This window comes from Vibrio sp. 10N.222.55.C6, from assembly GCF_041473395.1.
GTDB classification, from domain to species: Bacteria; Pseudomonadota; Gammaproteobacteria; order Enterobacterales; family Vibrionaceae; genus Vibrio; species Vibrio crassostreae_C.
Genome location: NZ_JBFRSD010000805.1, coordinates 1 through 290, shown reverse-complemented (window position 1 = coordinate 290; position 290 = coordinate 1). Strand labels below are relative to the sequence as shown.

1 pseudogene is annotated in these 290 nt (G+C 38.6%); it reads left to right on the top strand.

From position 1 onward, the window contains the following. Positions 1-223, top strand: a pseudogene (locus AB4486_RS26280) (hypothetical protein); the annotation flags it as partial. Between the last annotated feature and the right edge of the window lie 67 nt (positions 224-290).

Below are 290 nucleotides of genomic sequence, written 5' to 3'. Positions count from 1 at the left end.
TAAAACAATCAATCAACTCTCGAACACTGAACGTCGAATCGGCAGTAAAAACACAATGAAAGACCTAGCTGATGACATCAAATACTTGCTTTATGGGAAGCATTTAGACCAGTTTATGCGAGAAAGTGAACACTACTCAAGCATGCCAAAGCCAGAAGTTAAAACTGACAGTCGTGCCTTTCGAGAGTGGCTTAAATCAAACAAATCAAACTTAGCGGTGTAGAAATGAAAACGAAAGATCAGAAAATTGAAGATCTCGAAACTGCTTTAGTAGCGGCTAAACTGAAGAT